General features: G+C 55.5%; 18 protein-coding genes. All 18 read left to right on the forward strand.

The genetic code is table 11. The features are described 5' to 3' along the window. The first annotated feature begins 16 nt into the window (after positions 1-16). The 18 genes from rpsO (at position 17) to ymfI (ending at position 20,906) form a co-directional block, all read left to right on the forward strand. The gene (gene rpsO, locus ACFPQ4_RS24060; RefSeq protein WP_378114467.1) at positions 17-286 is read left to right on the forward strand and encodes a 30S ribosomal protein S15; all 270 of its coding nucleotides are present in this window, start codon (positions 17-19) and stop codon (positions 284-286) included. 250 nt (positions 287-536) lie between these two features. Continuing rightward, a complete protein-coding gene (gene pnp, locus ACFPQ4_RS24065; protein WP_378114468.1) occupies positions 537-2,639 on the forward strand; it encodes a polyribonucleotide nucleotidyltransferase in 2,103 nt (700 codons plus the stop codon). A 215-nt stretch (positions 2,640-2,854) separates the two neighbouring features. After that, a complete protein-coding gene (locus ACFPQ4_RS24070; RefSeq protein ID WP_378114469.1) occupies positions 2,855-3,841 on the forward strand; it encodes a polysaccharide deacetylase family protein in 987 nt (328 codons plus the stop codon). Positions 3,842-3,903: 62 nt separating this feature from the next. Beyond that, positions 3,904-5,184 carry a M16 family metallopeptidase gene (locus ACFPQ4_RS24075; protein ID WP_378114470.1) on the forward strand — a complete coding sequence of 427 codons (1,281 nt, stop codon included), beginning with the start codon at positions 3,904-3,906 and terminating at the stop codon, positions 5,182-5,184. Then, the gene (gene dut / locus ACFPQ4_RS24080; protein ID WP_378114471.1) at positions 5,147-5,590 is read left to right on the forward strand and encodes a dUTP diphosphatase; all 444 of its coding nucleotides are present in this window, start codon (positions 5,147-5,149) and stop codon (positions 5,588-5,590) included. Before ACFPQ4_RS24075 ends, dut begins: the two co-directional genes overlap by 38 nt. A 363-nt stretch (positions 5,591-5,953) precedes the next feature. Continuing rightward, positions 5,954-6,853, forward strand: a complete 900-nt coding sequence (gene dpsA, locus ACFPQ4_RS24085) for a dipicolinate synthase subunit DpsA (protein WP_378114472.1) — start codon at positions 5,954-5,956, stop codon at positions 6,851-6,853. Further along, positions 6,850-7,446, forward strand: coding sequence for a dipicolinate synthase subunit B (locus ACFPQ4_RS24090; protein ID WP_378114473.1), 597 nt, complete (start codon positions 6,850-6,852; stop codon positions 7,444-7,446). The genes dpsA and ACFPQ4_RS24090 overlap by 4 nt, the downstream gene beginning before the upstream one ends. 37 nt (positions 7,447-7,483) lie before the next feature. Then, entirely contained in the window at positions 7,484-8,521 is a 1,038-nt protein-coding gene (locus ACFPQ4_RS24095) for an aspartate-semialdehyde dehydrogenase (RefSeq protein ID WP_378114474.1), read from the forward strand. A 68-nt stretch (positions 8,522-8,589) separates the two neighbouring features. Continuing rightward, positions 8,590-9,807, forward strand: coding sequence for an aspartate kinase (gene dapG, locus ACFPQ4_RS24100; protein WP_378114475.1), 1,218 nt, complete (start codon positions 8,590-8,592; stop codon positions 9,805-9,807). A gap of 28 nt (positions 9,808-9,835) precedes the next feature. After that, positions 9,836-10,714 (forward strand): 4-hydroxy-tetrahydrodipicolinate synthase, encoded by an 879-nt coding sequence (gene dapA / locus ACFPQ4_RS24105; RefSeq protein WP_378114476.1) that lies wholly within the window; start codon positions 9,836-9,838, stop codon positions 10,712-10,714. 221 nt (positions 10,715-10,935) lie between these two features. After that, complete coding sequence (locus ACFPQ4_RS24110; protein WP_378114477.1) at positions 10,936-12,615, forward strand: ribonuclease J; 1,680 nt, start codon at positions 10,936-10,938, stop codon at positions 12,613-12,615. Positions 12,616-12,800: 185 nt separating this feature from the next. Continuing rightward, positions 12,801-13,559 carry a ClpP family protease gene (locus ACFPQ4_RS24115; protein ID WP_378114478.1) on the forward strand — a complete coding sequence of 253 codons (759 nt, stop codon included), beginning with the start codon at positions 12,801-12,803 and terminating at the stop codon, positions 13,557-13,559. Beyond that, on the forward strand, positions 13,556-13,816 hold the full coding sequence (locus tag ACFPQ4_RS24120) for a YlzJ-like family protein (protein WP_378114479.1): 261 nt from the start codon (positions 13,556-13,558) through the stop codon (positions 13,814-13,816). Before ACFPQ4_RS24115 ends, ACFPQ4_RS24120 begins: the two co-directional genes overlap by 4 nt. Positions 13,817-13,882: 66 nt before the next feature. Then, complete coding sequence (locus ACFPQ4_RS24125; protein WP_465251455.1) at positions 13,883-16,555, forward strand: DNA translocase FtsK; 2,673 nt, start codon at positions 13,883-13,885, stop codon at positions 16,553-16,555. Between the two features lie 165 nt (positions 16,556-16,720). Beyond that, positions 16,721-17,500, forward strand: coding sequence for a spore cortex-lytic enzyme (gene sleB, locus ACFPQ4_RS24130; RefSeq protein WP_378114481.1), 780 nt, complete (start codon positions 16,721-16,723; stop codon positions 17,498-17,500). A 102-nt stretch (positions 17,501-17,602) separates the two neighbouring features. Continuing rightward, on the forward strand, positions 17,603-18,883 hold the full coding sequence (gene yfmF, locus ACFPQ4_RS24135) for an EF-P 5-aminopentanol modification-associated protein YfmF (protein WP_378114482.1): 1,281 nt from the start codon (positions 17,603-17,605) through the stop codon (positions 18,881-18,883). Positions 18,884-18,885: 2 nt separating this feature from the next. Next, entirely contained in the window at positions 18,886-20,166 is a 1,281-nt protein-coding gene (yfmH, locus tag ACFPQ4_RS24140; protein WP_378114483.1) for an EF-P 5-aminopentanol modification-associated protein YfmH, read from the forward strand. Further along, a complete protein-coding gene (gene ymfI, locus ACFPQ4_RS24145; RefSeq protein WP_378114484.1) occupies positions 20,163-20,906 on the forward strand; it encodes an elongation factor P 5-aminopentanone reductase in 744 nt (247 codons plus the stop codon). Before yfmH ends, ymfI begins: the two co-directional genes overlap by 4 nt. Positions 20,907-20,964: the final 58 nt, after the last annotated feature.

Below are 20,964 nucleotides of genomic sequence, written 5' to 3' on the forward strand. Positions count from 1 at the left end.
AGGAGGTGTACCCAGGATGGCATTGACACAAGAACGTAAACAAGAATTGATCGAGACGCATCGTACGCATGCTTCGGATACCGGATCCCCGGAAGTCCAGATCGCTATCCTTACGGAGAACATCAACAATTTGACGAACCATTTCCGGTCGCACAAGAAAGATCACCACTCGCGCCGCGGTTTGCTCAAGATGGTTGGTCAACGTCGTAAGCTGCTCGTTTACCTGAAGAACAAAGACGTTTCCCGTTACAGCGCGCTTATCGCGAAGCTCGGACTACGTCGCTAATTTTAACCCGCACGAAAGCAACCTGGCTCAGCCGATTTGGACTTTTGGTCCAGAGCGGCACCGGGTTGCTTTTTTCCCATGTTGGGACCGACTTGTCATCCGAGTCTATGCCTAAGCGGCCATAAAGCAGGAAATAATGGGAAGAGTGTCGAATGTACATAAAGTTGTTTAGGCATGGACGAGCGCGAGAACGCTTATTCGTCCTTGCCGGCGTGACGAGCGTAGCTCGCACTTAGAGGAGGGAATTGTTTTGGAACAACGTGTGGAGATGTTGCTTGGCGGACGTCCGTTTGCTTTGGAGACAGGACGTTTGGCTAAGCAAGCGAACGGCGCGGTAGTCGTTCGTTATGGAGATACGGTGGTACTATCCACTGTAACGGCTTCGACGGAGCCTAAAGATCTAGATTTTTTCCCGCTTACGGTCAACTATGAAGAAAAGCTGTACGCGGTAGGTAAAATTCCGGGCGGATTCATTAAACGCGAAGGCCGTCCAAGCGAAAAAGCGATTTTGGCGAGCCGTTTGACGGACCGTCCGATTCGTCCGCTCTTCTCCGAAGGATTCCGTAACGACGTACAGATCGTAAACCTGGTGCTCAGCGTCGATCAAGATTGCTCGCCTGAAATCGCGGCTATGATCGGTACTTCCGCTGCGCTGGCGATTTCCAACGTTCCGTTCAACGGACCAATCGGCGGCGTTATCGTCGGACGCGTAGACGGACAATTCATCGTGAATCCGACCGTCGACCAAGAAGCGAAAAGCGATCTTTACGTCGTCGTCGCCGGTACGCGCGATGCGATCATGATGGTCGAAGCGGAAGCGGACGAAGTATCCGAACAGGATATGCTGGAAGCGATCATGTTCGGTCATGACGAGATCAAGAAGATCGTGGACACGATCGACGGGCTCGTCGCCAAAGCCGGACAACCGAAGATGGCGGTTAAGCTGCATGCGGTCGACGCTCAAGTGGAAGCCGATGTACAAGCTTACGCGCAGGCTCGCCTAGTAGAAGCGGTACGCATTTCCGAGAAGCATGCTCGCCAAGAAGCGATCGACGCGATCAACGCGGAAACCGTAGCGCATTTCGCGATCCAATACGCGGATACGCCAAGCAAGCTCAAAGACGTCAAAGAAGTGCTGTACGATATCGTTAAGAACGAAGTTCGTCGTCTCATCACGCACGATAAAGTGCGTCCGGACGGTCGCGGACTTGCCGAAATCCGTCCGATCGACAGCGACGTATCGATCTTGCCGCGCACGCACGGCTCCGGCTTGTTCACGCGCGGTCAGACGCAGGCGCTCAGCATTTGTACGCTCGGTCCGCTCGGAGAAGTTCAAATTCTCGACGGCATCGGCCTAGAAGAGTCCAAGCGTTTCATGCACCATTACAACTTCCCGCCATTCTCGGTCGGCGAAGCTCGTCCGCTCCGTCCGCCGGGACGCCGCGAAATCGGTCACGGCGCGCTCGGCGAACGCGCATTGCTGAAAGTCATTCCTTCGGAAGCCGACTTCCCGTATACGATCCGCCTCGTCTCCGAAGTGCTAGAGTCGAACGGTTCGACTTCCCAAGCGAGCATTTGCGCGAGCACGCTCGCGATGATGGATGCGGGCGTTCCGATCAAGGCTCCGGTTGCGGGCGTTGCGATGGGACTCATTAAAGACGGCGATCATACTTCGATTTTGACGGACATTCAAGGGATGGAAGACCATCTCGGCGACATGGACTTCAAAGTTGCGGGTACGGCTGCCGGTATTACCGCTATCCAGATGGATATCAAGATCGACGGCATCGACCGTCAGATTCTAACCGATGCGTTAGCGCAAGCGAAAGAAGGCCGCTTGTTCATCCTCGGCAAAATGCTCGAGACGATGCAAGAGCCGCGCAAGTCGCTTAGCCCTTACGCGCCGAAGATCATTACGCTTAAAATCAATCCGGACAAAATCCGCGACGTTATCGGCTCCGGCGGTAAAATCATCAACAAAATCATCGAAGAAACCGGCGTTAAAATCGATATCGAGCAAGACGGCACCGTCTACATCGCTTCGACGAACGAAGCTGCGAACCAACGCGCGCGCAGCATTATCGAAGGCATCGTCAAAGAAGTCGTCGTCGGCGAAGTATACACCGGTACCGTTAAACGGATCGAGAAGTTCGGCTGCTTCGTTGAGATTTTGCCTAATAAGGATGGTCTCATCCACATTAGCCAGGTCGCCAACGAGCGCATCAATAAAGTCGAAGACGTCTTGAACATCGGCGACGTCGTCGAAGTCAAAGTAACGGAGATCGACAACATGGGCCGGATCAACCTGTCCCGCAAAGCGTTGCTCAGCCCTGAGCAGCCATCCTCCGTATAACCGAATCAACAATCTCATATCGCATGGACAAATGAGACGAGCTAGTGAACTGCACGCTATTGTTAGACACATCTAACAGTCGGAGGTGCGGTTCATCTGCGGGTCTCTTTTTGTTTGCATAAATCGGCGGTTTCTATGGGATGCTCACTCATATTCGCCGTTATCCGGGCATAGGATTGAGGCAGGGTAACGGGACAAGATCGGGAGTGACGTCGATGAAGCATGCCAATCTGTCTGCCAAAGCACTCGCCATGCTTGTTTGCTTATCGCTTGTATTGCTCGCAGGCACTTACGGGCCGCTTCATGCCTACTTGTCGGCCGTCAAGCGGACGGATGCCGTCCAAGCTGCGTTCAAACCGGACGAGACGAATAAACCATTGCTGCAATGGATCGAGCAACAGGCGCCAGGCAAAGCTATGACGGCTATCGATGCGGTGAACGACCGCGTATGGAAAGCGATTCCCGGCTACGATGGCCGAGAGGTCGATGTTCAGGCCACCTATCGCAAAGCGATGGAGGCAGGCATTCAAGTGCCGATCGCCACCGCGAAGTTCCCATGGGTGTATCGGGAGATCAAACCGGCGATCAACTTGTCGGACTTGCCTATGCTGCCGACTTATCGCGGAAATCCGGCTAAGCCGATGGTCGCCCTCATGATCAACGTAGCATGGGGGGACGAGTACTTGATGCCGATGCTCGATACGTTAAAAGCCGCTAACGTTCACGCGACTTTTTTCATGGACGGAATGTGGCTTTCCAAGCATATGGACGTGGCGAAAGAAATTATAGCGAGCGGACACGAATTGTCTAACCATGCGTACTCGCATCCGAATATGAGTCAGTTGGGGGCCGGTAAGCAACGCGAGGAAATCGGGAAAACGGAAAAACTGCTGGACGAACTCGGCGTAGACAATAAGTGGTTCGCGCCTCCATCGGGCGACTATAACAGCCAAACGGTTAAAGTAGCCGCCGAATTCGGACTTCGCACCGTATTATGGACGCTCGACACGCTCGATTGGAGAAAACCGCCGTCATGGTCGATCGTCGCCAAAGTGACATCCAGAGTCGGCCCGGGCACGCTTATTTTGATGCATCCAACGGAATCCTCCAAGGGCGCGCTTTCGGGAATCATCAAAGCGGTGCGAGCTAAAGGCTATTCGCTCGGAACGGTGTCCGAGACTCTGTCCACGGACCGGATTTAGGGTTTGTTGTGGCACATGTCGGAATTTGGTATAGTGGAATCATTCTCAAAGGGGGAGATCTGGTGAAAAAGGTTCAACTAGGCAACGGACTGCGCGTGATGATCGAATCGATTCCCGGCGTCAGATCGGTATCGTTCGGCATCTGGGTCAAAACCGGTTCCCGCTACGAAGACTTGGGCAATAACGGGATTTCCCATTTCATTGAACATATGTTGTTCAAAGGGACGAATCGCCATAGCGCCAAAGATATCGCCGACCGCTTCGACGGAATAGGCGGCAACGTTAACGCCTTCACTTCCAAGGAATACACTTGTTATTACGCGAAGGTGCTTGACGAGCATTTGCCGATCGCCGTCGATATCCTATCGGATATGTTCTTCAACTCCCAGCTGGCGGACGAAGAGCTGGCCAAAGAGAAGAACGTCATTTTGGAAGAAATCTCGATGTACGAAGACACGCCGGACGATACGGTACACGATCTGGCTTCCAGCGCGGCGTACGGCGATCATCCGCTCGCGTATTCGATTTTGGGCACGGCGGAACGTCTGAACGCGATGGGCTCCGCGGACTTGCGCGGCTATATGGGCGAGCGTTACCGGATAGACAACACGGTCATCAGCATCGCCGGCAACATAACCGAAGACGTGCTTGCGTTGTTGGAAGCGCATTTCGGCCATTTCGACGTCAGAGGCTCCGATCCGGCTATTAGCGCGGCTACTTTCCAACCGAACGCGTTGTTCCATCGGAAAAAGACGGAGCAGAACCATCTGTGCCTTACGTTCCCGGGTTGTTCGATTCAAGAGCCGAATTTGTACGCGATGATTTTGCTGAATAACACGATCGGCGGAGGCATGAGCTCCCGTCTGTTCCAAGAAATCCGCGAGAAGCGGGGGCTGGCGTATTCCGTCTACTCCTACCATACTTCGTACGCGGACAGCGGGTTGTTCACCGTGTATGCCGGCACCGCTCCTAAGCAGACGCAGGACGTATACGACTTGACGATGGAGCTGCTTAACGACGTCGCCGCCAAAGGGCTCAGCGAGTCGGAAATTTCACGCGGCAAAGAGCAGTTGAAGGGCAACCTCATCTTAAGCCTTGAAAGCACGAGCAGCCGGATGAACCGTCAAGGCAAAAACGAATTAATGCTCGGCAAGCATTATTCGCTCGACGATATGCTGACTCGGATCGATCGCGTCACGCTGTCGGACGTTAACGATATGATCACGCGGATGATGGAGCAACCGTGCGCGGTCGCTTTGGTCGGCGCGAACGAGAAAGTGTTGTCGGGAATCGGGAGGGAATTCGTTGTATCCAATTCAGTTGAAGCGGCTGCAGGGGAATGAAGACGTTCCGTTGCCGCAGCAAATGTCGGAGTGGGCGGCCGGATTCGACGTTCATGCCGCGGTAAGCGAACCGTTCATTCTCGCGCCGGGCGAGCGGGCGTTAATTCCGACGGGCTTCGCGATGGCGATGCCAAGAGAGCTTGAAGCGCAGGTCAGACCGCGCAGCGGTCTCGCCTATAAGCATGGCATTACCTGCTTGAATACGCCCGGAACGATCGACGCCGATTATCGGGGCGAAGTGAAGGTGCTGCTCATTAACTTGGGCCAGGAGCCGTTCACGATCAACCGCGGCGAGCGCATCGCGCAAATCGTGTTCCAACGCGTCCCGCAAGTGAGTCTGCAAGAAGTTTCCGAGCTTTCGGAAACGGTTCGCGGTGAAGGCGGCTTTGGACATACGGGTAAATAATAAAATAAAGAAGGGGCTGCCCGGAAGCGGGCGGCTCCTTTTTGTATGCACTGCATCTATGAATGGAAGAGTGGGATATATGTCCTGAAGAGCGGAGCGCCTGCCTTTACGGTCGTGAAATCACTATGAACTTCCCATTCAAATTTCACGACCAGAGTTCGGGGTCCCCGCAAAGTATTCGGTATATGCTGGGCAGAGTTACTTCACTTTGCGGGGTGAAGCCGCAGCGGAAGGATATATATCCCACGGCAACCTTCAATCGAGACAATCCACATATAGCTCCCGCGCTGTCCCTTCACCCCTGACTGGGCGAATGCATACGATGTGCTATGCATAAGCAAGCAAACGAAGGGAGGGGACACGATGCTCACGGGAGCGCAGATCGTTCTCGCCGGCGGCGACGCTAGGCAGCTTGAAGTGATCCGCCGATTGACAGAGCTCGACGCGATCGTAACGTTATGCGGCTTCGATCGGCTCGATACGCCGTTCAGCGGCGTCGTTAAGGCGGATTGGACGCCGGATATTTTGCAAAACGCGGATGCGTTGGTGCTTCCTGCGGTCGGCACCGACGATGACGGAACGATCTCCACTATATTTACCGATCTTGAGCTTAAGCTGACGGATGCCCATCTGTCGGTAGCCCCCAAGACGTGCAAAATCATTACGGGCATGGCCAAACCTTATTTAAGGAAGCTATGCGAGAAACACTTGCTCGCGCTGGTCGAATTGTTCGAGCGCGACGACGTTGCCATTTACAACTCGATCCCGACGGCTGAAGGCGCGCTTATGATGGCGATTCAGAATACGGATATTACGATTCATAACTCGAATTGCATGGTGCTCGGTCTCGGCCGCACCGGCTTCACGATGGCTCGTACGCTGCAAGCTTTGGGTGCGCGCGTCAAGGTCGGAGTACGCCGCGACGAATCGTTCGCGCGTGCTTTCGAGGTCGGTTTCGAGCCGTTTTATATGCCTGAAATCGCGCGTCTGGCGGGGAATATCGACTTGATTTTTAATACAATTCCGACTATGATAGTCACAGCACAAGTGATCGCACAACTTCCCCTGCGCGCATGCATTATCGACCTCGCCTCCAAGCCTGGCGGCACTGATTTTCGGTTTGCCGAGAAGAGAGGGATCAAGGCGCTTTTGGCGCCCGGATTACCCGGAATCGTGGCACCGAAGACAGCCGGTCGTATCATCGCGAACAGTCTGATCCAGATCATTCTGGAAGACTTCCGACTACGGGGGAATCAACCATGAATTGGCAAGGTAAAACGGTAGGATACGCCTTATCCGGCTCGCATTGCACGCTAGCCGAGATCATGCCGCAAATTCAACGATTCGTCGACGCGGGAGCATCCGTCGTGCCGATCGTCTCTCATACTATTATGACGACGGATACGAGATTCGGCGCATCCGATGACTGGCAGAAGGCGTTAAGAGATATTACCGGCAACGACATTATATCCACCATCGTGGATGCCGAACCGCTCGGTCCTTCCAAGAGGCTCGACGTATTGGCTATCGCGCCGTGCACCGGCAACACGACGAGCAAGCTCGCGAACGCGATGACGGACGGTCCCGTGCTGATGGCCGCCAAGTCGCAAATGCGCAATCAACGTCCGCTAGTCATCGCGATATCCACGAACGACGGTCTCGGCTTGAACGCGGCCAACATCGCGAAGCTGCTCGTGACGAAGAACATCTATTTCGTTCCGTTCGGCCAAGATAACCCGCAAGCGAAACCGAATTCTCTCGTCGCCCGTATGGACCTGGTAATGGAAACTTGCGAAGCGGCGTTACAAGGCAAACAGCTACAACCTTTGCTCATTGAGCGGTTCCTATACGCTTGAGATATATTCGCTGCACCCGAGGGGAGAAGGATCTAGTATGTCTACGCAAACGTTGTTTAACGTCGCCGTCGTGGGAGCGACCGGCGCCGTTGGGGAACAAATCCTCAAATTACTCGAAGAACGCAACTTCCCGCTTGCCAGCTTGAAGCTGCTCTCTTCCGCGCGCTCCGCAGGCACGAAGATCGCCTTCAAAGGCAAGGAATTAACCGTAGAAGAAGCGAAGCCCGAAAGCTTCAAGGGTGTAGATATCGCGTTGTTCAGCGCCGGCGGCGACGTCAGCAAAGCTCTTATTCCGCATGCCGTCGAACATGGCGCGGTATGTATCGATAACACGAACGCTTATCGGATGGATCCTGAAACTCCGCTTGTCGTTCCGGAAGTGAATATCGATAAGATCAGCGATCATAAGGGCATCATCGCTAACCCGAACTGTTCGACGATCCAGATGGTCGCGGCGCTTAAGCCGCTCTACGATCGTTACGGCATGAGCCGCATCATCGTTTCCACCTACCAAGCGGTATCCGGCGCAGGCGCGAAAGCGATCAACGAGATGCTTCGCCAATCCCGCGAAGTATTGGCCGGTAACGACGCGAACCCGGACATTTTGCCTTCCGCCTCGCTGCCAGTGAAACATCAGATCGCCTTTAACGTCATTCCGCAAATCGACAAGTTCACCGACAACGGCTTCACGCTCGAAGAGATGAAGATGATCCGCGAGACGAAGAAAATTATGGGAGACGATACGCTCGAAGTTACGGCGACTTGCGTTCGCGTCCCTGTCGTATACGGTCATTCCGAATCGGTCTATGTCGAGCTCAAATCCGATTTCGAAATCGAAGACGTGAAGAACTTGCTGTCCGATGCGCCAGGTATCGTATTGCTTGACGATCCCGCAGGACAACAATATCCGATGCCGGTGTTCGCCGCAGGCAAAAACGAGACTTTCGTAGGCCGCGTGCGCCGCGACATCTCCAATCCTCGCGGATTGAACCTGTGGATCGTATCCGACAATCTGCTCAAAGGCGCAGCATGGAACGCGGTACAAATCGCGGAGTATATCGCAATTCCGCAATAAAACTTGAAGCAGCAACGATCCTACCTTCTTCCCGCTAATGGTGCTAATCCCGAGTGGAGGAAGCGAAGATGGACCTTATCGTGCAAAAATTCGGTGGGACGTCGCTGTCCGACGAACAAAGTCGGCGCCACGTCCTCCGTCATATTGTTAGGGAGTTGGATGCGGGTCGCACGCTCGTCATCGTCGTATCGGCGATGGGGAGGCGCGGCGAGCCGTACGCGACCGATTCTTTGCTAGAATTGATCAGACTTAACGGTAACGCTTTGCCTGCTAGGGAAAGAGATTTGCTGCTATCGTGCGGGGAACTGATCTCCGCGGCGACGCTATGCAGCTTGTTGATCGCGGAAGGTATTCCGGCGGTCGCTTTGACCGGAGGACAGGCAGGCATTATGACGGATGCGCGTTACGGCGCGGCTAGAATCGTCCGCATTCAGACGGAAGCGATTCAACAGCATATAGCCGACGGCCGCGTCGTCATTGTCGCCGGGTTCCAGGGCATGACCGATCGCGGCGAGATTACGACGCTTGGCCGCGGCGGAAGCGATACGTCCGCAACGGCGCTAGGCGCTGCGCTAGGCGCAAAGATTGTCGACATCTATACGGATGTCGACGGTATTCTAACCGCGGACCCGAGATGGGTTCCGGGCGCTCGCCAGTTACCGGTCGTCAGCTATGAAGAAATCAGCAATATGGCTCACAACGGCGCTAAAGTCATCCATCCAAGAGCGGTGGAAATCGCCATGAAAGCCGGAGTTCCCGTTCGCGTACGATCGACGTTCTCGGACGGGGAAGGCACGCTCGTTACCCGTTCGGAGACGATGCGGGAGAGTGGGGTATGGATCGATCGCACCGTTACGGGGCTTGCTCACGTAAGCGGAGTGACGCAACTTGCGGTCAACAGCGATAACGGTCCGTCTGAGCTGCAGTTGCGCGTCTTTCGAGCGATGGCTACGCATGGGATAAGCGTCGACTTTATTAACGTTATGCCGACAGGCGTTCACTACACCGTCTCGGAATCGGACGCGGACACCGCGGTACGCCTGCTGAGGGAGCTTGAATTCGAACCGATCGTACGCCGCGGCTGCGCCAAAGTATCGATGATCGGCGGCGGAATGAACGGCGAGCCTGGCGTCATGGCGGTTATAGTTGAAGCGTTAACGACTGCCGGAATTTCGATCTTGCAATCCGCGGATTCCAATACGACTATATGGGTGCTAATCGCGGAAACGGATTTAGCGGCGGCGCTGCAAGCTTTGCATACGTCGTTCGGGCTGCATCTGGCATGAGGCGATGAGGAATAAGGGGGATAAGCGAATGAGTTTCGGGCGTCTGATTACGGCAATGGTAACGCCATTCGACGAGCAGTTGAATATCGATTGGGATACGACCGGCCGATTAATCGATTATTTAATCGAAGAGCAACATGCTGAAAGCCTTGTCGTTAGCGGCACGACCGGTGAGTCGCCGACGTTGACCGACGAGGAGAAGGTCGAGCTGTTCCGCTTCGCGGTGAAGAGAGCGGCAGGCCGTTGCAAAATCATCGCCGGAACGGGGAGCAACGAAACGGCCCATTCCGTGAAATTGACGATTAAGGCGGAACAAGTCGGCGTCGACGGGATTTTGCTCGTCGCTCCGTACTACAACAAGCCTAACCAAGAAGGCATTTACCAGCACTTCCGCGTCATCGCGGAAGCGACGAAGCTGCCGATCATGATCTATAACGTACCGTCTCGTACGGTCGCTTCGATCTCGGTAGCTACAACGCTTCGCCTCGCTCAAATTCCGAACATTTTCGCTACCAAAGAATGCGCGGGATTGGAACAAGTAACCGAAATTCTGGCCGGCGCGCCTGAAGGTTTCAAAGTCTATAGCGGCGACGACGCGGTTACGCTTCCGGTGTTGTCCGTCGGCGGATACGGCATCGTCAGCGTCGCCAGCCATATGATCGGCGCCAAGATGAAGCAGCTCATCGACACCTTCCTGAGCGGGAAAGTTCAAGAGGCGATGGCTTTGAATCAAGAATGCTATCCTTACTTCAAGGGCTTGTTCAATTGTCCGAACCCGGTTCCGAATCCGGTGGCGGTCAAGTATGCCCTCGGTCTGCGCGGACTGCCCGTCGGCGGCGTCAGATTGCCGCTCGTTGACGTAAGCGAGGCGGAAGCGGAATTCCTGCAAGCGTTAATCAAAGCTTAACCATCGGATATCCGTCCTTCGCCGCTAAGTCTCCCTTTCATGCGAAACCGATATCCGCCGGATATCGGTTTTTTGCACTGGGAAACCTAATTTTGCGAACTTGTTTTTGTTGAATTGCTTCATGTATAATGATTGAGAGTGATTGGGTGCGGCCAATATTTTGCAAATTGATAATTTCATATCGAACGGGATCGTCGAGATGATTTGGGAGGTAGCTAGACTTGTCTAAGAAAAACAACCAAGATAAATTGCTCATTTTCGCGCTCGGCGGCGTAGGTGAGATCGGCAAAAACATGTATTGCATTCAGTACGCGAACGATATTATCGTCGTGGATGCCGGTCTTAAGTTTCCGGAGGAAGAGATGCTCGGCATCGATGTCGTCATCCCGGATATTACCTATTTAATCGAGAACCGCGATAAAGTACGGGGGATTCTGCTTACGCACGGCCACGAAGACCACATCGGCGGTCTTCCGTACATTTTGAAACAACTGAACGTTCCGATCTACGGAACGAAGCTTACGCTCGGACTCGTCGAGAACAAGCTGAAAGAAGCTGGGTTGCTCGGCGACACGAAACGCCATCTGATCAACGAAGGCACCGAGCTTCAGCTTGGCGCGATCAAAGCTTCGTTCTTCCGTACGAACCACAGTATTCCGGACTCCGTCGGCGTATGCTTGGACACGCCGGAAGGCATCGTCGTTCATACGGGCGACTTCAAGTTCGACCATACGCCGGTTAACGAGCAGTATGCGGACTTGCAACGGATGGCCGGTATCGGCAGCCGCGGCGTATTGGCGCTTTTGTCCGATAGCACGAACGCGGAACGCGCCGGATTTACGCCATCGGAAAGCAACATCGGCAAAGAATTCGAAGAAATTTTCCGCAGTTCCAAGCAACGCGTCGTTGTGGCGACGTTCGCTTCGAACGTGCATCGGATTCAACAGGTCATTAACGCAGCGATGGAAACGCGTCGCAAGATGACCGTCATCGGACGCAGCATGGTTAATGTCGTAACGATCGCGTCCGAACTGGGCTACTTGAACATTCCGGAAGGCATGTTGATCGAGCCCGAAGAAGTGAACAAGCTGCCGGCGGATCGCGTCGTCATCTTGTCGACCGGTTCCCAAGGCGAACCAATGTCTGCGCTTACGCGGATGGCAAGATCGACACACCGCAAAGTCGACATCCTGCCTGGCGATACCGTCGTCATCGCCGCTACCCCGATCCCGGGTAACGAGCGTTACGTCGGCCGTACGGTAGACGAACTGATGCGTCTCGGCGCGCATGTTATTTACGGTCCGGGTTCGATTTCCGGCGTACACGTTTCCGGTCACGGAAGCCAAGAAGAACTGAAGCTTATGCTGAACCTCATTCGCCCGCAATATTTCATTCCGATTCACGGCGAATACCGGATGTTGCGCCACCACGGCTTGCTAGGCGAAGCGGTGGGCATTCCGAAGGAAAATATTTTCTTGATCGACAACGGTGACACGGTCGAATTCCAGAACGGATCGGCTCGCAAAGCAGGCAAAATCCCTGCGGGCAACGTGCTAATCGACGGTCTTGGCGTAGGCGACGTAGGCAATATCGTGCTTCGCGACCGTAAACTCCTGTCTCAAGACGGTATTCTTGTCGTTGTCGTTACGCTAAGCAAGCAAGACGGCACGATTTTGTCCGGACCGGACATCATTTCGCGCGGTTTCGTGTACGTACGCGAATCCGAAGGATTGCTCGAGGAAGCTAACCGTATCGTTACGGGCACCTTGCACAAGCTTATGAACGAGAATGTCAACGAGTGGGCTTCGCTGAAGACGAACGTCAAAGACGCGCTCGGCCGATTCTTGTATGAACAGACGAGACGCAGACCGATGATCTTGCCGATCATCATGGAAGTGTAATAACGTTAACCCCACACTCATTATAAAACCGTTCATCCTTCGCGGCCTGCGAGAGGTGAGCGGTTTTTGTTATGCCCTAAGGCGTAGCGAAAGCCGGAAACGTAACACCGACGCAAACCGTATAAATGCTCCCTCAGCGCCCATACTATGTCAAGCCATGCGACCGTAATGATGGAGGGATTGACTTGAGCGACAAGGACAAGAATGGGGCTAGCGGGGAAGTGCCCAACCCTAACCCAAATACGGGGGACGAAGGGCGGAAAGCAGCTACGACGGAGTCGATCATACAGCTCGGAAATACGCCGTTACCGCCGGGTGAATCCAATATTTTTTGTTTGACGATTATCGGTCAGGTGGAAGGTCATCTCATGCTGCCTCCGCAAAATAAAACGACGAAGTACGAGCATGTCATTCCACAGCTCGTCGCCGCCGAGCAAAATTCGAAAATCGAAGGCTTGCTGATCATGCTGAATACGGTGGGAGGCGACGTCGAAGCGGGCTTGGCCATCGCCGAAATGATCGCTTCCCTCAGCAAGCCGACCGTGACCGTCGTCCTAGGCGGAGGCCACTCGATCGGCGTGCCGATCGCCGTATCGGCGAACTATACGTTCATCGCGGAAACCGCGACGATGACGATTCATCCGATTCGGATGAACGGGCTAGTCATCGGGGTACCCCAGACGTTCGAGTATTTGGAAAAGATGCAGGAGCGCGTCACGCGTTTCGTTACGCGGCATTCCAGCGTAACCGAGGAGACGTTCAAGCAGCTCATGTTCAAGACCGGAGAGCTGACGCGCGATATCGGCACGACGGTCATCGGCGCCGATGCGGTTAAGCACGGGCTCATTCATGCGGTCGGAGGGCTTGGCGACGCGCTTAGGGAGCTGAATCGGCGCATCGCCGAGCGCAAAGCGCCTAAGCCGGAAGGAGCGACCGCAGGATGATGTTGTATACGACGATGCCGCTCGAACTCGTGATGGACGGATTTCAGACGGAGCCGGGGCCTTTTCTCGAAATCGAGCACGAGGGGATGACGATGCAAGTGCTTCCGACCGCGCCAGGCGTCGGTACGATCGTTCGATTGTTGTCCGCGCCTTTGGACCGATATCTCAGCCCGGAGTACAGTCCGGGACGAACGATCTATTTCGCCCGGCAAGCAAAGCCTGTAAGCGATACCGAGCAAGCAGGACTAGGGATGTAAAGCGTCGGGAACTTCTGCCAACCGCCCTTCAACTGTGATATAATGTTGAACCGGGAGGTGGCAATTTTGGCCAAGCGCAAAAAAAAGCGGGCTTCGTTCGGAGCCGGTTTAAAGTATGAAGTGTACGGCATTTTGTTGATTACGTTATCGATTATCGCCATCTCCGGGGAAGCCGCCGTCGGCAGATCGCTCTCCAAGCTATTTGGCTTCCTGCTTGGCATTCATTATTATATGCTTGCCTTGGCCGGCATTTGGGTCGGCTTATACGTCATGATCAAGCGAAGCTGGCCGCGCGGCTGGACTTCTAGAAGGTCCGGATTCGTTATCATCGCGCTCGGCTTTACGTTATGGAGCTCGATGGCCGCCATCGATAACAGCCTTGGCGAGATCGGCGTTACTTCGCCATCCGGTATCGTCAGCCAGACGATGGATCAGTTGAAGCAGCAGCTGTGGTCGGTGCCTCCGGAAGAAGACGTGGCGATTACCGAGAAGGATATCGGCGGCGGGATGACCGGCGCCCTGCAATATTCGGTGCTATTCTGGTTATTCGGATATTACGGCGCCAAATTCGTGCTCATAATCGAATTCGCGATCGCTTTGCTGTTAATTACGAATCGCTCCTACGTCGAGATGGGCCGTTCGGTCCGTCTATTCCTCATGCGCGTCATGCCGCTTTTGGCTGCCCGGTTTTCCTCGGGTCGCAAATTGCTGCGGGCTAAGGCGATTCCGGTTAAAGGCAAGGGCAAGCCCGCGACGATACCGTCCATCCCGCTCGAGCCGGATGACGTTGCGATGGACGAGCAGCCGCTCATGCCGAAGCAACGCAAGACGCCGCTCTTCTTCCAGTTGTTCCACGGTAAGCCCGAGCGCGAGCCAAACTTGCCGCATGACGATCAGTGGGACGACGAAGAGCCTGTCGAGGCGGCGCAGCCTGCTAAGAAGCCGGAGTCTTCGATCTTCGGGCGCCGCGGGAAGCCTGCGCCTGTGGATGTGCCGGCCGAGCAGCCGAAGAAGCCGTTCAACGTGCTGCTGCACGGAGACGACGAAGGCGAGCAGGACGAGCCGGCGCAGCCGATCGTGACGCCGCAGCCTAGGTTTACGGACTTTGCGGCGCAAGCTTATTCCGGCGATGACTTGGACGACGAAGAGGAAACCCTTAACGTCGATATGCCGTTCTTGCCGCCGAATCTGGTGCAAACCGAAATGGACCTTAACGACGAACCGCTACCGGGACTGGACGGGCAGCAACCGATCGCCGCGGAGCCGCCCGCGAAAGCGGAAGTTCCTAAGCCTGTTCGCAAAATACCCAAGCCGTATCGCCTCCCCGGTCTCGGATTGCTTGATAAACCGACGGCTTCCGGGAAAACCGGCAACGCCGCGGATTACATGAGCACCGCCCGCAAGCTGGAGGCAACGCTCGAGAGCTTCGGCGTGCGCGCCAAAGTGTTGGACGTGGCGAGAGGTCCCGCGGTTACGAGATACGAGCTACAGCCCGACGTAGGGGTGAAAGTCAGCCGGATCGTCAGCTTAACGGACGACATCGCGCTGGCGCTAGCCGCCAAAGACATACGGATGGAAGCGCCGATTCCCGGCAAAGCCGCTATCGGCATCGAGGTGCCGAATAACGAGGTCAGCGTCGTCACGCTGCGCGAAGTGCTGGAGACGCAGCCGTTCACGGAGTCGACGGCGAAGCTCACGATCGCGTTCGGCCGTGACATCTCCGGACAGCCGATCGTCGGCAACTTGGCGAAGATGCCTCACTTGCTCGTCGCCGGAGCGACCGGTTCGGGTAAATCGGTGTGCATTAACGGCATCATTACGAGTTTGCTGTATAAAGCGAAGCCGGATGAAGTGAAGTTCCTTATGATCGACCCGAAGATGGTCGAGCTTAACGTCTATAACGGCATTCCGCATTTGCTCGCGCCGGTCGTTACCGATCCGCGCAGAGCTTCGCTAGCTTTGAAGAAAATCGTCGTCGAGATGGAGAAGCGTTACGAGAAGTTTTCCAAATCCGGCACGCGAAACATCGAAGGCTATAACTCGCTCATGATGAGCGGGGACAAACCCGACGGCGTTCTCCCGTATATCGTCGTCATCGTCGACGAGCTTGCCGACTTGATGATGGTGGCCGCGGGAGACGTCGAGGACGCGATCACCCGACTCGCCCAAATGGCGCGCGCCGCAGGTATCCACTTGATCATCGCAACGCAGCGTCCGTCCGTCGACGTCATTACCGGCGTTATCAAGGCGAACATCCCGAGCCGGATCGCGTTCGGCGTATCGTCCCAAGTCGATTCCCGCACGATACTCGATATGGTAGGCGCGGAGAAGCTGCTTGGCCGCGGGGACATGCTGTTCCTGCCGATGGGCGCTTCAAAGCCGATCCGCGTGCAAGGGGCGTTTTTGTCGGATAACGAAGTCGAGCAGGTCGTCGCTTACGCGCGCGGCCAAGCCGAAGCCGAGTATAACGAAGATCTCGTACCGGAACTCGACGACACGGAATCGGATTCGCCCGACGAAATACTGGACGAGCTGTTCGATCAAGCGGTTCAAATCATTATCGAAGCGAAGCAGGCGTCCGTCTCGTTATTGCAACGGCGCATGAGAGTCGGCTACACGCGCGCGGCGAGACTGATCGACTCGATGGAAGCCAAAGGCATCGTCGGTCCGTACGAAGGCAGCAAGCCGCGCGAGGTGTTGATGACGATGGAGCAATACCAGCAACGCATTCCTTCTTAGCGCGGATCTATCGCCATATCAGCTCGAAAGCCCGCGATTCCATTAACGGAGTCGCGGGCTTTTTTTGCATGCGCGATGAAATGGGTATAAGAGGGATTGTCCTATCTCATACTAACGGGCGAACGAACACCTATGCATGACACAACAAGAAAGGCGTGAACGCTAGTGAGCTATCGTCTGGTCATTCTGACCGTCTGTTTGATGTTCGGCTTGCTCGGCCTCTATACGTTGCAAAACCACGGCCACGGGCTAAGCCGAGAAACATTCGGGACGACGACATTGAAGCAAGGGTCGACGGGCAAAGACATTTACGAGCTGCAAGGTCGTCTTAAGGCGCTAGGGTATTTCAACGGGAAGATCGACGGCGTGTTCGGAGAAAAAACAAAAAACGCGGTAACCTGGTTCCAGTGGAAATTCGGCATGAAAGCGGACGGCGTCGTCGGATCCAAAACAAAGCTTAAGCTTTGGAACGCCACGAAGGAGTGGAAGCCGACGGCCGCAGAATTGCCTGGAGGCGGAGGAGAGAAAGCGCCAACCTCGAACAACGGCGCAGGATCTGCCAAGCTGCCGGCCTCCAACGATCTCGGGCTGACCGATAAAGATTTGAAGATGATGGCCAACGCCGTTTACGGCGAATCCCGCGGCGAACCTTATATCGGTCAAGTGGCCGTTGCGGCCGTAATTTTGAACCGCGTTAAATCCTCGCAGTTCCCGAATACGGCGACGGGCGTTATTTTCCAGCCTGGCGCGTTCACGGCGGTAGCCGACGGGCAAATCTGGCTGACGCCGAACGAGAGCGCGCTCAAAGCGGTCAAAGACGCGGTCAGCGGACTCGATCCGACCGACGGTTGCTTGTACTACTTCAACCCGGAGACGGCAACGTCGAAATGGATCTGGTCGCGGCCGCAATATAAGACGATCGGCAAGCATATTTTCTGTCGGTGAGATGGCTTTCCAGTATTTGCTTCCTGCTTGTTCAATCGGTTAGAATGGGGCTGAACGCAGCGAGACGAGGGCGCGAATTTACTTATAAGGGGCATGAGTAGGATGTCGGAACAGTTCCAAAGGGGCTCGCTCGGCCGGCTACGTCTGCACGTATTGCCGACCAAACGCTTCAAGACGTTCGCCGTATCGCTATTCGCTGGAGTACCGCTAACCGAGTCCGGGGTGACGCCGATCGCGCTCACCCCTTTCGTGCTTCGACGGGGCACGGAGACGTATCCGGAGACGATTTCCTTCCGCGAGAAGCTCGACGATTTGTACGGCGCCGGCTTCGGCTTCGACCTGTACAAACGGGGCGACAATCAGATCGTGCAATTCCGGCTCGATATTATTAACGACCGGTTCGTCTCTTCCACGGAATCGCTGCTCGGCGAAGCGCTAGCTTTCCTAGGGGAAGTGCTGACGGCACCGGCGCAGGATAACGGACACTTCCGGACCAAGTACGTCGAAGCGGAGAAAACGACGGTAAGCAAGCGAATCGATGCCATCATCAACGATAAAATCCGTTACGCTTCCGAACGCTGCATCGAAGAAATGTGCGCGAACGAGCCGTATCGGTTACCCGCGCTCGGCCGAAAGGAAGAGCTTGCATCGCTCGACGGGGCAGCGCTTTCCGAAGCGTACAAACGCTGGCTAGGCGAAACATGCTTAGACTTGTATGTAGCCGGCGATACGACACTGGAAGAAGTAGAAGCTTTCGCTAAGCAAGCTTTCAGACTACCGGAGGGCACGCCGGCGCGTTATGGCCCGCCTAAGCTGGTTGAGGCGCGAGCCGAAGTGCAGACGATCCAGGAGCGGCTGGAAGTGGGGCAAGGCAAGCTCAACATGGGGCTGCGCGTAGGCGCTACGTACGGCAGCGACAATTATGCCGCGATGCTTGTTTATAATGGCTTGCTTGGCGCTTTTCCGCACTCGAAGCTGTTCATCAATGTTAGGGAGAAAGCTAGCCTTGCTTACTACGCCTCTTCCCGCCTGGACGGACATAAGGGCATACTGACGCTTCAATCCGGCATCGAAATCAAAAACTACGAGCGTGCTTCCCGCATCATGCAAGACCAGCTAGAAGCGCTTAAAGCGGGCGACTTCTCGGAAACCGACTTGCTGCGCACGAAGGCGATGATCGTTAACCAGCTACGGGAAATTCAAGACTCGGCGTTCGAACGGATTTCGTTCGATTTCAGCAACGTGCTGTCCGGCGTCGAACGCACGGGAGAGAGCTTCATCGCCGAAATCGAAGCAGTGACGCCTGAACAAGTTACGGCCGCCGCGCAGTTGGTGAAGCTGGATACGATCTACTTTTTGCGCGACATGAAGGGGGAGGACTGAATATGTCTTTGCTCGATTATCCGAAGCTGCAGGAAAAGCTGTGGTACGAGAAACTGGACAACGGCTTGGAAGTATTCATCTTGCCTAAGCCGGGCTTCACGAAAACTTACGCAACGTTCACGACCCGCTACGGCTCGATCGATAACCATTTCACCCCGCCGGGCGGCGAGACGATCCGAGTGCCGGACGGCATCGCGCATTTTCTCGAGCATAAAATGTTCGAGGAGCCTGAAGGCGACATCTTCTCCACCTTCGCTTCCCAAGGCGCATCGGCTAACGCGTACACGAGCTTCGACCGTACCGTCTATTTGTTCTCCGCGACGCAAGAAGTGGCCGCGAATCTCGATACGCTGTTGCACTTCGTGCAAAACCCTTACTTTACGGATGAGAACGTCGAGAAGGAGAAAGGCATCATCGTTCAAGAAATCGATATGTACAGAGACAACGCGGATTGGCGCGTATACTTCGGCTTGAACGAGGCGATGTACGCCAAGCATCCGGTCCATATCGATATCGCGGGAACGGCGGATTCGGTTCGCTCGATTACGAAGGAAATGCTGTACGACTGTTACTACGCCTTCTATCATCCGTCGAATATGACTTTATTTGTCGTCGGCGGCGTCGATCCCGAAGAAACGATGGCGCAAGTGAAGCGGGATCAAGCGGGCAAAACGTTCCGCAGCGGCGGCGATATTAAGCGCTTATTCGAGGAAGAGCCAGCGGCCGTTCACCAGAAGAAGCGGGAAATCATCCTGCCCGTCTCGTTGCCGAAATGTATGTTCGGATTTAAGGACGATCCGGGAGAAGGACGCGATGCCGTTCGTTACGAGTTAACGAGCAAAATCATGCTCGAAGCGTTGCTCGGTTCGAGCTCGGCGTTGTATCAATCTCTGTACGACGACAACTTGATCAGCGACGGATTCGGCCACGAATTCAATACGGGTCCGGGTTACGCCTTCTCGGTCATCGGCGGGGAGACTCGGGATCCGGACGAACTTGTACGGCGCGTATCCGAAGCGATGTACGCAGCGGCCGCCAGCGGCATTCCGGAAGCCGTCTTCGAGCGCACGCGACGCAAGCGGATCGGAGCGATGCTGCGCATGTTCAACAGTCCCGAAGCGATCGCAAGCGAATTCACGCGCTTCCGCTTCAAGGGCGGCGACCTGTTCCGCGCCGTCGAAGCGTTCGAAAGCTTGACGCTCGATGAGGTGAACGCTCGCCTGCGCGAGCACGCCAAACCCGAGCAGCTAGCCGTCGCCGTCGTAAGGAGCAAGCCGTCTTGACGCGCATCGCTCTCGTTACCGGCGGCTCCCGCGGAATCGGAGCCGCCGTAGCGAGGCGGCTTGCAGCCGACGGCTTCGACGTAGCCGTGCAATACTACGCCGCCGCGGAGCAGGCGGAAGCGGTCGCGGTGGTTTGCCGCGACTTCGGCGTCCAAGCGATGGCGATTCAGGCGGATGCCCGTTCGGGACAAGCGCTGCGGGAGCTGAAGGCTAAGCTAGACGCCGAAGGGTGGACGCCGAGTGTCGTCGTGCATTGCGCCGGCGTCGCGCATTACGGCTTGCTGGAGGATACGGAAGAAGACGTCTGGGACGATTTGCTGCTGCTTCATCTGAAGAGCGCCTACCATCTGACGAAGCTGTTCGGCTCAGCCATGATATGGAACAGAGGGGGAAGGTTCGTCCATCTGTCCAGCTTATGGGGAGTCGTCGGCGCGGCGGGAGAAGCGGTCTATGCAGCTTCCAAGGGCGGTTTGAACGCTTTCGTTAAGTCGATGGCCAAGGAGCTGGCGTCCGCCGGCGTGACGGTAAACGCGGTCGCGCCCGGCGCGATCGACACGGACATGCTTGCCGCGTTGGACGAGCGGGAGAAGGCGTCGCTATGCGATGCGATTCCGCTTGGGCGGCTGGGCAAAGCGGAGGAAGTCGCGGATCTGGTCCGGTTTCTCGTCTCGGATAGCGCGAGCTATATAACCGGACAAGTGATCGGCATTAACGGCGGTTGGAGCGGGGATAACGCATAATTAAGGCCTTCTAAGTACATATTATCGATGAGCTTTTATCCCGTTCCAACATGAGGAG

The sequence above is a fragment of the Cohnella yongneupensis genome, assembly GCF_042655785.1.
Taxonomy (GTDB): Bacteria; Bacillota; Bacilli; order Paenibacillales; family Paenibacillaceae; genus Cohnella; species Cohnella yongneupensis.

Coding starts and splice junctions, on each gene's coding strand:
- ACFPQ4_RS24090 (WP_378114473.1), top strand. CDS start 6,850: ATGAATTGGCAAGGTAAAACGGTAGGATACGCCTTATCCGGCTCGCAT.
- dapG (WP_378114475.1), top strand. CDS start 8,590: ATGGACCTTATCGTGCAAAAATTCGGTGGGACGTCGCTGTCCGACGAA.
- ACFPQ4_RS24095 (WP_378114474.1), top strand. CDS start 7,484: ATGTCTACGCAAACGTTGTTTAACGTCGCCGTCGTGGGAGCGACCGGC.
- yfmH (WP_378114483.1), top strand. CDS start 18,886: ATGTCTTTGCTCGATTATCCGAAGCTGCAGGAAAAGCTGTGGTACGAG.
- dpsA (WP_378114472.1), top strand. CDS start 5,954: ATGCTCACGGGAGCGCAGATCGTTCTCGCCGGCGGCGACGCTAGGCAG.
- dapA (WP_378114476.1), top strand. CDS start 9,836: ATGAGTTTCGGGCGTCTGATTACGGCAATGGTAACGCCATTCGACGAG.
- rpsO (WP_378114467.1), top strand. CDS start 17: ATGGCATTGACACAAGAACGTAAACAAGAATTGATCGAGACGCATCGT.
- yfmF (WP_378114482.1), top strand. CDS start 17,603: ATGTCGGAACAGTTCCAAAGGGGCTCGCTCGGCCGGCTACGTCTGCAC.
- ACFPQ4_RS24120 (WP_378114479.1), top strand. CDS start 13,556: ATGATGTTGTATACGACGATGCCGCTCGAACTCGTGATGGACGGATTT.
- ACFPQ4_RS24070 (WP_378114469.1), top strand. CDS start 2,855: ATGAAGCATGCCAATCTGTCTGCCAAAGCACTCGCCATGCTTGTTTGC.